This is a genomic window from Pseudomonas sp. CIP-10 (genome assembly GCF_020911845.1).
In the GTDB taxonomy this organism is placed as follows: domain Bacteria; phylum Pseudomonadota; class Gammaproteobacteria; order Pseudomonadales; family Pseudomonadaceae; genus Aquipseudomonas; species Aquipseudomonas alloputida.
The window spans coordinates 4,926,815-4,940,094 of record NZ_CP087160.1; the positions used below are offsets into that span (position 1 = coordinate 4,926,815).

Consider the following 13,280-nt stretch of genomic DNA (forward strand, 5'->3'; position numbering starts at 1 on the left):
GGCTCCTGGTCAGGGTGCTTCGATGAACCCAGATTAAGGAGACTGGTGGGCACCTTACAATCCGATAATCGACTATTTGTGCGATTAACGAACCATTTGTTGCGCAACTGCCCACGCCCACCACAGGGCAGCTGTGCGCCCTGATCGCAGCACAATGCCGCACCAGTCGGCGCGGCGTTGTGCTGCGAATGGGCCGTAACGCGGCCCTCGCCCTCAGGTTGCGTCGGCGTGGCTGACCAGCCCCTTGACGACCACACCCACAGTCGCCAGCGCTGCCGGCACCAGCAACGCCGTCAGCACCTGCTCGAAAGTCCAGCCCAGGCCCAGCAGCGTTGCACCACTCCAGGCCCCAAGAATCGCACCAAAGCGGCCAATACCCAGCATCCACGATACACCTGTGGCACGGCCCTGAGTGGGATAGAAGCGCGCCGCCAGCGATGGCATTGCCGACTGCGCACCGTTCACACACATACCGGCAACGAGCACCAGCGTAGCTAGCACGGTGATGTTGCCCAGGCTCTGCCCCACCGCGTAGGCGAACACCCCGGCCAGCAGATAGAAAATGCCAATCACCTTGTGCGGGTTGAAACGGTCCATGGCCCAACCCACGCCGACTGCACTTAGCACTCCGCCAAACTGGAACAGCGCGCCGATGAACGCCGCCTGCTCCATGCTCGCGCCGCTGTCACGCATCAGGGTTGGCAGCCAACTGGTCAGAAGGTAGACGATCACCAGGCCCATGAAATAGGTCAGCCACAGCAACACGGTGCCCAAGCCATAGGTGCCAGAGAAGATCACCGCGAACACGTTGCGCGCAGCCACCGCCTTTTGCTCAGGCACACTGAAACTGCCTGCCTCGGCCACCACTTGCGGGGCGATTGGCGACAAGGTCTTGCGCACCTTGTCGGTGCCGCGGTTGCGCACCACCAGGAACCGCGCCGACTCCGGCAGCCAGACCATCAGCACCAGCGCCAGCAGCAACGGCAGCACGCCACCGATGACCAGCAGGCTGTGCCAGCCGTAGGCCGGGATCATCTTGGCGGAAATGAAGCCACCACCCGCCATGCCCAGGTTGAAGCCACAGAACATGCTGGTCACCAGCAGCGACTTGAGGCGCTCCGGGGTGTATTCGGACAACAGCGTGGTAGCGTTGGGCATGCCTGCACCCAGGCCCAGGCCAGTCAGGAAGCGCAGTACCATCAACTGGTCAACGTTGGTGGCATAGGCCGAGGCCAGGCTGAAACCACCAAATACCAGCACCGCCCCCACCAGCACGCCTTTGCGGCCGAAACGGTCAGCCAGCGGCCCGGAGCCCAGGGCGCCGAACACCATGCCGATCAACGCGGCACTCATGACCGGCCCAAGGCTGGCGCGGTCGATTCCCCACTCTTGCGACAGTGCCGGGGCGATGAAACCCATGGCAGCAGTGTCCAGGCCATCGAGGAAGACGATCAGAAAGCACAGCAGCACGACTCGCCACTGATAGCGGGACAGCGGCTGCTGATTGATGAACGACTGAACGTCGAGGCTTTTGCCGACGTTGGTTTGCGCTTGATTCATTATTGTTATCCAGAATGTGGGGCACAGTCAGGCCATTGCACGCGGATAACCGGTACAAAGGCGATGATTGGGGTATATGGCCTGGGTCAGCCTGGATACAACGGTACTGCATGCGGGTGCGGCCGCAGCAGCGAGGTGACAGTATTCATGCGTAAGTGCCTCTTATGTTTTTCTTGTTCGGTCGGCTAGCCGACCGTTGCGAGAGACATTAATCAGCGGGCCGGGGTGAAGCAATTCACCCGGCACGACACTGTGCGTTTATCGCACAAGAAACGGTTTTGCCTGTTCTGATCCGGGGCCGCAACGTGCTCCCTGCGGTCTCAACCAAACAACTGATGGCAAAGGTCTCGACTGGCTGCCAGTAAAATCGGCAAGAACCGCTGCTCCAATTCACTGCGGGTCACCCGCCCAACATGGGTACTTACGTTCAAGGCAGCCAACACCTGCCCCGAAGCGTCATACACCGGCACTGCAATCGATCGCAGCCCCTGTTCCAGTTCCTGGTCCACCACGCACCAGCCCTGGGCGCGCACCTGCTGGATGCAGGCGAACAACGATTCGGGATCATTCAGGGTGCGGCTGGTGCGCGCTTTGAGATCAGCACGTTCCAGATACTCACGCAGGCTGGTGTCGTCCATGGCCGCCAGCAGAATACGCCCCATCGACGTGCAGTAGGCCGGCAGGCGTCCGCCCACCGAGAGATCGACCGAAATCAGCCGCTCGACCGTGGCCGAACGGGCTATATAAAGGATGTCGTCGCCTTCGAGGGTGGCCATGTTGGCCGCCTCATGCAACTGGTCGCTGATGCGATCCAGGTACGGCTGGGCAGAAATTGCCAGTGGCGTCGACGACAGGTAAGCATGCCCCAGGGTCAGCACTTTGGGCAGCAGCGAATAGGTACGCCCGTCGGTGGTGGCGTAACCCAGCTTGATCAACGTGTGCAGGCAACGGCGCACCGCTGCGCGAGGGATTTCAGTACGGTGGCTGATCTGGGCGATGGTCAGGTGGCGCTTGCGCTCCTGGAATGCCTGGATCACGGCCAGGCCACGTGCCAGCGAGGTCATGAAGTCCGGGTCACCGGTAAAGGCCTGGATGCGCTTGGCCGGGGAAGCCACGATCGGCGGCGCCATGGCAGCCGAAGCAGGTCGCGCCACCTCTGCATTGCCGGAATCGTTGCCCAGGGTTTCGTCACTCATCGCACACCTCAAAAAAAACACCGGTTCGTGCGATTATCGAACAAACGGCCGATAATCGCAATTGACCGCCGACACTTTTGCTTATACCTTTCTCATGCCACTTGTGGCTTCTTTGGAGAGACTGGTCAGGTACCCACCGTAGAAGTCCCCAGGCAACGGCCTCGCCTTTCGGCGAGGCCGTTTTTCATTACGGCCCGCCCTGACATTGCAACGAACTTCTATCCGTCATTCCTTTCTAACTTGTACGAAAGGTCCAAACTGTTCGCGGGCACATCCTGCTATTTACGCCAGATGATGTCAGGGCTGAGTAAATTAACGATGATCGGCGAATTATCGGTTGCTATAATCGATTGCGCAGGCCCTCCGCTTACCGTGGTCATGGAACCTTCCGCTTTATCAAGCCGTTGCGGCCAGCAAGGCAAAATGCATGTTGCACAATGCATAACAACAGTCATTACACTTATTTCAGGTACTGCACGTGACGAAAGATGAACTGCGCGCGGAACTCGAGCGCCAGGCTGAACGTTACAAGGATGTTTATGGTGGCGAAGTCACCACTTACGCCGCACAACCGGATCCGGAACGCAAACCCTGGCGCAAGCGTGCCAGCGTTCGTGACCAGGCCTTCAGCCAGGAACTGGAACGCATCGAAAAAGAATTGCGCAGCGACAACCCCTGAGCCTCGAGGGCGCCCTCTGCGTGTCGTCGCCCGGTGTACCCGGGCGAGGTCGATCTTTACGGTCTGGCCGATGATGAAATGGAATCACACAAATTTCATACGGCCGTTTGAATTCTAGAGAAATGGCCATTTCTCCACATTTCGGCCTTATTTCGCCATATTTTGTGATTTTTTACCGCCATTTACCGCCTTGATCGCCCCCCTCCGCACGACACGGCTGCACCATGAAGGCGGTCATCTGTCTGTTGCAGGTGCATCGATTGCCAAGGTTTTCTGGCATAATCCCGCCCCCCTATGACCCGCCAGACAACCTTCATGATCGATTTATTCAGCGGACTGGATGCCTGGGTGTTGGTGAGCCTGCTGCTCGCCTTGACCTTCGTACTCGCCTTCGAGTTCATCAATGGCTTTCATGACACCGCCAACGCGGTAGCTACCGTCATCTATACCAAAGCCATGCCGCCACACCTCGCCGTGTTCTTCTCCGGCGTGTTCAACTTCCTTGGCGTTCTGCTCGGCGGTGTAGGGGTGGCCTATGCCATCGTGCACCTGTTGCCGGTAGAGCTGCTGATCAATGTGAACACCGGACACGGCCTGGCCATGGTCTTCTCGTTGCTGGCCGCGGCCATCACCTGGAACCTGGGCACTTGGTACTTTGGCATCCCTGCCTCCAGTTCGCACACGCTGATCGGCTCCATTCTCGGTGTCGGCCTGGCCAACGCCCTGATCAACGACATTCCGCTAGGCGACGGCGTCAACTGGCAGAAAGCGATCGATATCGCCATGTCGCTGGTGGTCTCGCCAATGGCCGGTTTCGCCGTTGCTGCCCTGGTGCTGATCGGCCTGAAATGGTGGCGCCCGCTGTCGAAGATGCACAAAACCCCGGAACAGCGCCGCAAGCTCGATGACAAGAAGCACCCACCCTTCTGGAACCGTCTGGTCCTGGTTGTTTCCGCCATGGGCGTGAGCTTCGTGCACGGCTCCAACGACGGCCAGAAAGGCATCGGCCTGATCATGCTGGTGCTGATCGGTATTGTGCCGGCCAAGTTCGTACTCGACCTGAACAGCACCACCTACCAGATCGAACGTACTCGCGACGCTACCCTGCACATGAGCCAGTTCTACCAGCGTAACGCCGCCACCCTGGGCGAGTTCCTGGCACTGGGCAAGGCCAAGGCCAGCGATCTGCCGGAGCAGTTCAGTTGCAACCCGCAGCAGACCGAGCCGACCATTGCTGCGCTGCAGACCTCGCTGAAAGGCGTGACGGACTACCACAGCCTCGATGCCGAGAAGCGCGTTGAAGTGCGCCGTTATTTGTTGTGCCTGGATGACACGGCAAAGAAGGTTGGCAAGCTGCCAGGCCTGGACGCCCGTGAAAAGTCCGACCTTGAAAAACTGCGCAAAGACCTCACCGCCACCACCGAGTACGCCCCGTTCTGGGTGATCGTGGCCGTCGCCCTGGCCCTTGGCCTGGGCACCATGGTTGGCTGGAAGCGCGTGGTGTTGACGGTGGGCGAGAAGATCGGCAAACAAGGCATGACCTACGCCCAAGGCATGTCGGCACAGATCACCGCAGCCTGCGCCATCGGTATGGCCAACGTATTCGCCCTGCCGGTGTCGACCACCCACGTGCTGTCGTCCGGCGTGGCCGGCACCATGGTCGCCAACAAAAGTGGCCTGCAAGGCGGCACTGTGAAAACCATCCTGCTGGCATGGGTCCTGACCCTGCCTGCCTCGATGGGCCTGGCGGCCGGCCTGTTCTGGCTGGCGTCCAAAGCCATTGGCTGAGTGACACCGTGTCTAGTCCTGAAATAGGTTTACACCTGTTCAGGTAGGCCGACAGGCCTCAAAACGCCCGATGCACCGCATCGGGCGTTTTGTTTTTCAGGGCCATATGAGGCCGTTCTGTATTGTAAATCTGCACTGCCTCGTCAACCATCTGCCTCGCTTGTTCCAGATCTTCAGGGCTACTCAACAGCAGCTCCATCTTGAGGATTCCGTTGATTCGCTCGGCCAGCGCGTTCTGGTAGCAGTCATACCCATCAGTCATGGAGCACTGAACGCCGTGCCGTTGATGTAGTGACTGGTATAGCGCCGAGCAATATTGGATTCCTCGATCCGAATGGTGGACTAATGGCTGGCGACGACGGCGCTTTCGTAATGCCTGCTTGAAGGCTTGCGCCACTGACTCGGCATGCAGGCTTTCATGGACGTGGTGGCCAACAATCTTCCTGGAGTACGCATCCGTTACCAGGCTCAGGTACAGCGGGCCCTTGCGTGCGGGCAGGTAAGTAATGTCGGCAACCCAGACGTGCTCCGGCCTTGTCGGAACGATCTGACTTGGGCCGGGTTTGAGTAAATTGGGATGGCGGTAGAAGCGATGAAAGCTTTGTGTTGTCTTGTGATAGGCCCGCTTAGGCAGCACTAGCAAACGGCGCTCTCCCAAGACCTGGAACAGCCTATCTCGGCCGACCTGGAATCGTCTGTCAGGTTGGCAATGCAGCAGATAGTGCAGCTTGCGTGTGCCCAGACGAGGCTGGCGTATCCGGATCTGCTGTACAAACTCAACCACCCGGTCTGCCTGGCGTTCTTTGCCATCAGCAACTCGATTGCGTTTGTAGTAAGCCTGTCGACTGATGCCTAGAAACTGACAAGCCCTGGCAATGCTCAGTCCTGCGACTTGACCTTGCGTGAGGACTTGCCGGATCGCTTTTTTACGACCGAGACACCATAGTCATTTTTCAGAACATCAACGACCGTCTCAAAGAATTGGGCCTTCTGGCTCATCAGCTCAAGCTGCTGCTCAAGCTCTTTGATCCGCTGCTCTGGAGTGAGCGTTTTGGGGTCAGACATCGCGCAGCTCCTCTCGTCGCGGATCGAGGCCCCCTGGCTCCAATCCTGCCGACCGTGCTTACGCAACCATACCAGAACCGTCGAGCGACCCTGGATGCCATACCGCATCTGGGCCTGCTTGTAGGTCAGTTCGCCTTTTTCTATCTGATCAACCACCGCCAATTTAAAAGACAGTGAGTAATCACGCTGTGTGCGCTTTACACCTTGCTCCATCAGACTCTCCGGAAATTCGGGATGGGAGGTGTAAACCTTATTCAGGACGGGACACCGCAATGAATGAAGGCGCCCTCAGGCGCCTTTTTCATAGCCGTTATGCCTGCCGAAGCAGCATTGTGCTACCAAGGGTATGGGCGCAGCGCAGGAAGACTACCTTTTCTTGCCCCCTAACAACGACCCCATCAACCCGCGCACCAACTGCCGCCCCAACTGGTTAGCGGCCTGGCGCACTGCTGACTTGATCGCCTGCCCCGCTGCACTCTGCAAGAACTCACCCGCCTTGTCGGCAAAACTCTCTTCATCCGCCTTCGGTTGCGGCGCCGGTTCCGCCGGCTCGCCCTTACGCTGGCTCAGCATTTCATAGGCTGACTCACGGTCCACCGGTTTGTCATAGCGCCCCGCCAATGGCGACGCCGCAATCAGCGCACTGCGCTCAGCCGCACTCAGTGGCCCGATACGCGACTGCGGCGGTGCAACCAGCACCCTCTGCACGATGGCCGGTGTGCCCTTTTCTTCCAACGTACCCACCAGCGCTTCGCCAATACCCAGTTCGGTCAGCACCGCCAGGGTGTCGAACGTCGGGTTGGGACGGAAACCATCGGCTACCGCCCGCAGCGACTTCTGCTCCTTGGCCGTGAACGCCCGCAAGCCGTGCTGAATGCGCAAGCCCAACTGGGCCAGTACCGCGTCAGGCAAGTCACCCGGCGACTGGGTAACGAAATAGACCCCCACCCCCTTGGAGCGGATCAGCCGGACCACTTGCTCAAGACGGTCCTGCAGCGCCTTGGGCGTGCCGTTGAACAGCAAGTGTGCTTCATCGAAGAACAGCGCCAGCACCGGCTTGTCGGCATCACCGCGCTCGGGCAACTGCTCGAACAGTTCGGCCAGCAACCACAACAGGAACGTCGCGTACACCTTGGGTGCCTCGTGCACCAATCGGCTGGCATCGAGCAGGTGGATACGTCCACGGCCATCCGGATCAGGGCGCAGCAGGTCCTCCAGTTGCAATCCCGGCTCGCCGAACAGTGCCTCGGCGCCCTGCTGCTCCAAGGTAGCGAGCCGGCGCAACAAAGCCTGGGTGGAGGCCGTGGTCATCAGCGCGCTGTCTTCGCCAAGCAGATGCGGGTTGTCCTTCAGATGCGCCAGCAGGGCCTTGAGGTCTTTGAGGTCCAGCAGCAGCAGGCCTTCGCGGTCGGCCACCTTGAATGCTGCATACAGCGCCGCCTGCTGGCTGTCGGTCAGTTCCAGCAAGTTGCCCAGCAGCAGCGGCCCCATTTCACTGAGGGTGGTGCGCAGCGGGTGGCCCGACAGCCCGGCGATATCCCACAAGCTCACCGGGTAGGCCTTGGGCGTATGCCCCAGCCACGGCATGCCGGCGATGCGCTCAGCCACCTTGCCTTGTGGCGCACCAGCAGCCCCCAAGCCACAGAGGTCGCCTTTGACATCGGCGGCGAACACCGCTACCCCCGCGTCGCTGAACACCTCCGCCAGGTGCTGCAGGGTGACGGTCTTGCCAGTACCGGTTGCGCCAGCCACCAGACCGTGGCGGTTGGCCAGGCGCATTGCTTGCCCGACTGGCTGGCCATCCGGGCCCGCGCCTACAACGATGGTCGAAAATTCCGACATCTCTTTAATCCTCTGCTCAAGCTTTAGCTTAATTCGGCCGATACCTGTGGGTGTTATTCGCCTTAATTAGAGAGGAACAGCCGAAAAGGCACTTTTCGGGATGTTGCACAACCTACGGCTCCACTCGTGCGAACGCCTGATATAAAACCTTAGCGGAACCGATTACGCCATGAACAAAAGCCTTCGTTTCAGCCACAAGATTCTTTTGGCGGCATCACTGATCGTGATACTCGCCTTCAGCCTTTTCACCCTCTACAACGATTACCTCCAGCGTAATGCGATCCGCGAGGACCTGGAAAACTATCTGGCTGAAATGGGCACCTCCACGTCGACCAACATTCGCAACCTGTTCGAGGGCCGGATAAAACTGGTGGAGAACCTGGCGCAGAACATTGCCCAGGACCCAGCCAACGCCGAAACCCTGATGGGTCAGAATGCGCTGATATCCAGCTTCCTCACGGTCTACCTGGGCAAAGTCGACGGCGGTTTCAGCGTACGCCCGGACGCGAAGATGCCCGACGGCTACGACCCGCGCACCCGCCCTTGGTACAAGGACGGCATGAACGCCAGCGGCGCGACGCTGACCGAACCCTACATCGACATGACCACCAACAAGATGGTCATTGGTATCCTCAGCAAGGTCTCCAGCAGCGTGGGCGTGGTCGGCGGCGACCTGGCCCTGGACGGCCTGGTGCAGATCATCAACTCGCTGAACTTCGGCGGCATGGGATACGCCTTCCTGGTCAACGACCAGGGCAAGATCCTGGTACACCCGGATAAGGATCTGGTCATGAAATCGCTGTCGGACCTGTTCCCGCAGCGCACGCCGAAACTGACCGGTGAGCTGACCGAAGTGCAAAGCGAGGGCCAGACCCGCCTGCTGACCTTCAGCCCGATTACCGGCCTGCCGTCGGCAAACTGGTACATCGGCCTGTCGGTGGACAAGGACAAGGCCTTCTCGATGCTCAGCACCTTCCGCACCTCGGCGGTGATCGCCACGGTGGTGGCAGTGGTGATCATCATCGGCCTGCTCGGCTTGCTGATCCGCGTGTTGATGCAGCCGCTGCACACCATGACCCGCGCCATGGAAGACATTGCCGAAGGTGAAGGCGACCTGACCAAGCGCCTGCACATCCACAACCACGACGAATTCGGTGTCCTCGGCAACGCCTTCAACCGCTTCGTCGAGCGCATTCACAGCAGCATTCGCGAAGTGTCCTCGGCCACCGAGCAGGTCAACGAAGTAGCCCTGCGGGTGATCAGCGCTTCGAACTCGTCGATGACCAACTCCGACGAGCAGTCCAACCGCACCAACAGTGTCGCCGCCGCCATCAATGAATTGGGCGCTGCGGCTCAGGAAATCGCCGGCAACGCCGCCCAGGCTTCGCAGCACGCAAGCTCCGCGCGCCTGTTGGCCGAAGAAGGCCAGCAAGTGGTCGAGCGCAACATTGCCGCGATGAACCGCCTGTCCGACCTGATCGTCACCTCCAGCGCGCACATCGAGACACTGAACAGCAAGACCGTGAATATCGGCCAGATCCTGGAAGTGATCACCAGCATTTCCCAGCAGACCAACCTGCTGGCGCTGAACGCCGCCATCGAAGCGGCCCGCGCCGGTGAGGCCGGGCGTGGCTTTGCCGTGGTCGCCGATGAGGTGCGCAATCTGGCGCACCGCACCCAGGAGTCGGCGCAGCAAGTGCAGACCATGATCGAAGAGCTGCAGGTCGGTGCCCGCGAGTCGGTCGACACCATGGACCAGAGCCAGCGCCACAGCCAGGACAGCATGCAGATCGCCAACCAGGCGGGTGAGCGACTGGACAGCGTTACCGTGCGCATTGGCGAGATCGACGGCATGAACCAGTCGGTGGCCACTGCCACCGAAGAGCAGACCGCTGTGGTCGAGGCGATCAACATGGACATCAACGAGATCAACATGCTCAACCAGGAAGGCGTGGAGAACCTGCAAGCGACCCTGCGCGCCTGCTCCGACCTCGAGCAGCAGGCTGGCCGCCTGAAGCACCTGGTGGGCAGCTTCCGTATCTGATAAAGGCTACACCTTCACCTGGAGCAGCCTTGTGCTGCTCCAGGCATTGCGCACTCCCCCTCTCAAACTGATCGAACAAACTATCCTTCTGATAGGTCCACCTTTAGGCGTTTCATCGCCGGCCATTCAACGCCGGATGACAGACCCGAAGACGATCCCGGAGGGATGCTGATCGTGCATATCGCCGACATCACCATGTTCTACGCCCCGGCCAGCGGTGGCGTACGTACCTATCTTGATGCCAAACATCACCGTCTCGACGCCATTCACGGCGTACGCCACAGCCTGTTGATTCCCGGTGCAAGCGCCCAACACGGCGATGGCATCTATCAGGTACCTGCGCCGCCCTTGCCGTTTGGCAAGGGCTACCGCTTTCCGGTACGCCTGGCCCCCTGGTGCAATACACTGCGCACGCTCAAACCCGACCTGATTGAAGTTGGCGACCCCTACCTGACCGCCTGGGCGGCGCTGGAAGCGCGGCGCCAGCTCGACGTGCCCGTGATCGGTTTCTACCATTCCGACCTGCCGTTACTGGTCAGCAACCGCATGGGCAACTGGTTCGCACCCAATGTCGAGGCCTACGTCAGCAAGCTATACGGCAATTTTGATCGGGTACTGGCCCCCAGCCAGGTGATGGCCGACAAATTACGCCGCTTGGGCGTGCGTGATGTCCATGTGCAGCCGCTGGGCGTTGACCTTGCCACATTCCACCCCTCCCGGCGCGACCCACATGTGCGTGCCGAACTGGGCATTCCCGACACCAGCCGCCTGTTGATCTTTGCCGGCCGCGGCTCGCGGGAAAAGAACCTGCCGGTGCTGCTTGACTGCATGCAGCAACTCGGCGCCCCCTACCACCTGTTACTGGTAGGCTCGAACATGCCGGCCAGCGTGCCGTCCAACGTCAGCGTCATCGATCACTTCTGCCCGTCTGCGGAGGTGGCCCGGCTGATCGCCAGCGCCGACTTGCTGGTGCATGCTGGCGACCAGGAAACATTCGGCCTGGTCATTCTCGAAGCGATGGCCAGCGCCACCCCCGTGGTAGCCGTGCGCGCCGGTGCGTTCCCTGAAATCATCAACGAACAGAGTGGCCGCCTGTGCACGCCCAACGATGGTCGGGCCATGGCGTGCGCCGTGCGCGAGGCGTTCGAGGCGGGTACCCGCGAGCTCGGCCTGCAGGCCCGCCACCATGTAGAGCAACATTATTCATGGGATAACGTGGTAGCTGGCCTGCTCCAGCACTACCAGGCCGTGCTCGGCCACCAGCCGCAGGTGCGCGCCCATGCTTGAGCCCTCCGCCAGCCAGCGCAGCCTCATGCTGGTGTTGCACGATATTGCCCCGGAAACCTGGCCGGACTATGAACCGTTCGTAAGGGCTGTGGACGCGCTGGGCCACGTGCCAATGACATGGCTGGTGGTCCCGGACTTCCATCGACGCAATCCGCTTCACCAGGCACCTTCGTTCTGCCGCCTCCTGGACGAACGCCTTGCCAAAGGCGACGAACTGGCGCTTCACGGCTACGCCCATGCTGACGAAGGCCCCGCCCCCCGCAGCCCCATCGACTACTTCATGCGGCGTATATATACCCATGAAGGCGAGTTCTACGGCCTTGATGAGAACGAAGCGCTTACCCGTCTACAGGAGGGCCTGGCACTGTTCGAAGACCAAGGGTGGCCTGTGGCAGGGTTTGTCGCACCGGCCTGGCTCATGAGCCAGGGCACACGGCAAGCGCTGTGCCGCCTGCCACTGAAATACACCAGTACACCGCAGCATCTGTACCGCTTGCCGGACTTTACGGCCATTGATGCGCCAGGCCTGGTCTGGAGCGCACGGAGCGCATGGCGTCGCACGTTGTCCCGCACGCTGTGCGACTGGCAATGCCGGCGCTGGCGGGGCGCGAGCACATTGCGCTTGGGGCTGCACCCTGTAGACATGCGTCATCGCTCATCCCGAGACTATTGGTTGCGAACGCTGGAAACACTGGTGAAGGATGGCCGCGAACCGCTGACCAAATCTGCCTGGCTGGAGCGCCAGGGGGCAGCATGAAGCGCTGGGCCTGGCTGGCGCTGGCATTGCTGGGGGCAGCGCTGGTGCCAGCGTTGCTGGGTGGTAGCGAGCTGCTGCCGAGGCTGAGCCGGTTCGACCCGCACCTGCTGCTCATGCTGCTAGGCATGATTCTGTTGTGCTGGGTCATCAATGCGCTGCGCCTGCGCCTGTTGCTGGGTGAACAGGCAAAACAGTTGAGCCATGCTCGCAGCCTCGGCGTGGTCATGGCCACCGAGTTTGCCATCTGCACCACCCCTGGCGGCAGTGGTGGGCCGCTGACCCTGATGGCCCTGCTGGCGCGAGACCGCATCCGCCCGGCGCGCAGCGGCGCCGTTTTTGCCATGGACCAGTTGAACGACCTGGTGTTCTTCTTCTGCGCAATGCTGGCGATTGCCGGCTACGCGCTGTTCCACAGCCTGGGCCGCAGCCAGGAAAGCATGTTGCTTGGCAGTGCGTTAATGCTGTGCACAGCGTTGGCCGGGGTGATCGGGCTGTTGCGCTACCGGCGCCCGATAATGCGCATGAACGGCAGGCTGTTGCAGCGCATGGGGATGGGCCAGCCGCGCAAACGTCGCTGGGCGCGCAAACTGCTGCACTTCGTTGCAGCACTGGCGCAGACCTGGCGCCTGCCCAAGCGCAGGCTGAGCCTGGTGTTCACCCTGACGTGCATCCACTGGGGGCTGCGCTACAGCGTGCTGTACCTGGTGTTGCGGGGCTTGGGGGTAGACCTGCAGTGGATTCCCAGCTTCCTGGTGCAGATGCTGTCGCTCAGCGCCGGCCAATTCAGTCTGCTGCCTGGCGGGGCCGGGGCCGCCGAGCTGACGTCGGCCAGCCTGTTGACACCCTTGGTGGGCAGTTCGACCGCAGCTGCGGCAATCCTGATATGGCGGGCGGTTACTTACTACTTTTATCTGCTGGCTGGGGGGCCGGTGTTTGTGTGCCTGCTGGGACGTCCGTTGCTGGAGCGCTGGCGGCGTCAGGCGGGTTGAGCTGTTGCCAGAGTTCGGCGGCGCCGGGGAAGTCGGTGCCATCCGTGTCATCCAGGGCTTCAGGGTCGTAGCG

9 protein-coding genes and 2 pseudogenes are annotated in these 13,280 nt (G+C 60.9%); 7 read left to right on the top strand and 4 right to left on the bottom strand.

Features of this window, described 5'->3' with window-relative positions:
* Positions 1-213 precede the first annotated feature (213 nt).
* Together LMH93_RS22225 and pcaR are read right to left on the bottom strand one after the other, a co-directional pair.
* Positions 214-1,560 (bottom strand): MFS transporter, encoded by a 1,347-nt coding sequence (locus LMH93_RS22225; RefSeq protein WP_230064591.1) that lies wholly within the window; start codon positions 1,558-1,560, stop codon positions 214-216.
* A gap of 320 nt (positions 1,561-1,880) precedes the next feature.
* Positions 1,881-2,756, bottom strand: coding sequence for a pca regulon transcriptional regulator PcaR (gene pcaR, locus LMH93_RS22230; RefSeq protein WP_003251938.1), 876 nt, complete (start codon positions 2,754-2,756; stop codon positions 1,881-1,883).
* A 478-nt stretch (positions 2,757-3,234) separates the two neighbouring features.
* Between pcaR and LMH93_RS22235 the strand changes: the two genes are divergently transcribed.
* On the top strand, positions 3,235-3,435 hold the full coding sequence (locus LMH93_RS22235; RefSeq protein ID WP_003251937.1) for a hypothetical protein: 201 nt from the start codon (positions 3,235-3,237) through the stop codon (positions 3,433-3,435).
* Positions 3,436-3,750: 315 nt separating this feature from the next.
* Positions 3,751-5,223, top strand: coding sequence for an inorganic phosphate transporter (locus LMH93_RS22240; protein ID WP_003251935.1), 1,473 nt, complete (start codon positions 3,751-3,753; stop codon positions 5,221-5,223).
* Between the two features lie 58 nt (positions 5,224-5,281).
* Here LMH93_RS22240 and LMH93_RS22245 read toward each other — a convergent pair.
* A protein-coding gene (locus tag LMH93_RS22245; protein WP_156747497.1) for an IS3 family transposase occupies positions 5,282-6,501 on the bottom strand; the annotation gives its coding sequence in 2 pieces (ribosomal slippage) (positions 5,282-6,153 and positions 6,153-6,501; 1,221 coding nt in all).
* Positions 6,502-6,654: 153 nt separating this feature from the next.
* Positions 6,655-8,130, bottom strand: a complete 1,476-nt coding sequence (locus LMH93_RS22250; protein ID WP_230064592.1) for a helicase HerA-like domain-containing protein — start codon at positions 8,128-8,130, stop codon at positions 6,655-6,657.
* 169 nt (positions 8,131-8,299) lie between these two features.
* On the opposite strand from LMH93_RS22250, the pseudogene LMH93_RS29995 reads away from it, so the two are divergent.
* The 5 genes and pseudogenes from LMH93_RS29995 to LMH93_RS22270 all read left to right on the top strand — a co-directional run.
* Positions 8,300-9,316: pseudogene (locus LMH93_RS29995) on the top strand (cache domain-containing protein); the annotation flags it as partial.
* A 261-nt stretch (positions 9,317-9,577) separates the two neighbouring features.
* A pseudogene (locus LMH93_RS30000) lies at positions 9,578-10,174 on the top strand (methyl-accepting chemotaxis protein); the annotation flags it as partial.
* A gap of 165 nt (positions 10,175-10,339) precedes the next feature.
* Positions 10,340-11,461, top strand: a complete 1,122-nt coding sequence (locus tag LMH93_RS22260) for a glycosyltransferase family 4 protein (protein WP_003251928.1) — start codon at positions 10,340-10,342, stop codon at positions 11,459-11,461.
* Positions 11,454-12,218 (top strand): DUF2334 domain-containing protein, encoded by a 765-nt coding sequence (locus LMH93_RS22265; protein ID WP_185279994.1) that lies wholly within the window; start codon positions 11,454-11,456, stop codon positions 12,216-12,218. The genes LMH93_RS22260 and LMH93_RS22265 overlap by 8 nt, the downstream gene beginning before the upstream one ends.
* Positions 12,215-13,207, top strand: a complete 993-nt coding sequence (locus tag LMH93_RS22270) for a lysylphosphatidylglycerol synthase transmembrane domain-containing protein (RefSeq protein ID WP_014859133.1) — start codon at positions 12,215-12,217, stop codon at positions 13,205-13,207. Before LMH93_RS22265 ends, LMH93_RS22270 begins: the two co-directional genes overlap by 4 nt.
* Positions 13,208-13,280: the final 73 nt, after the last annotated feature.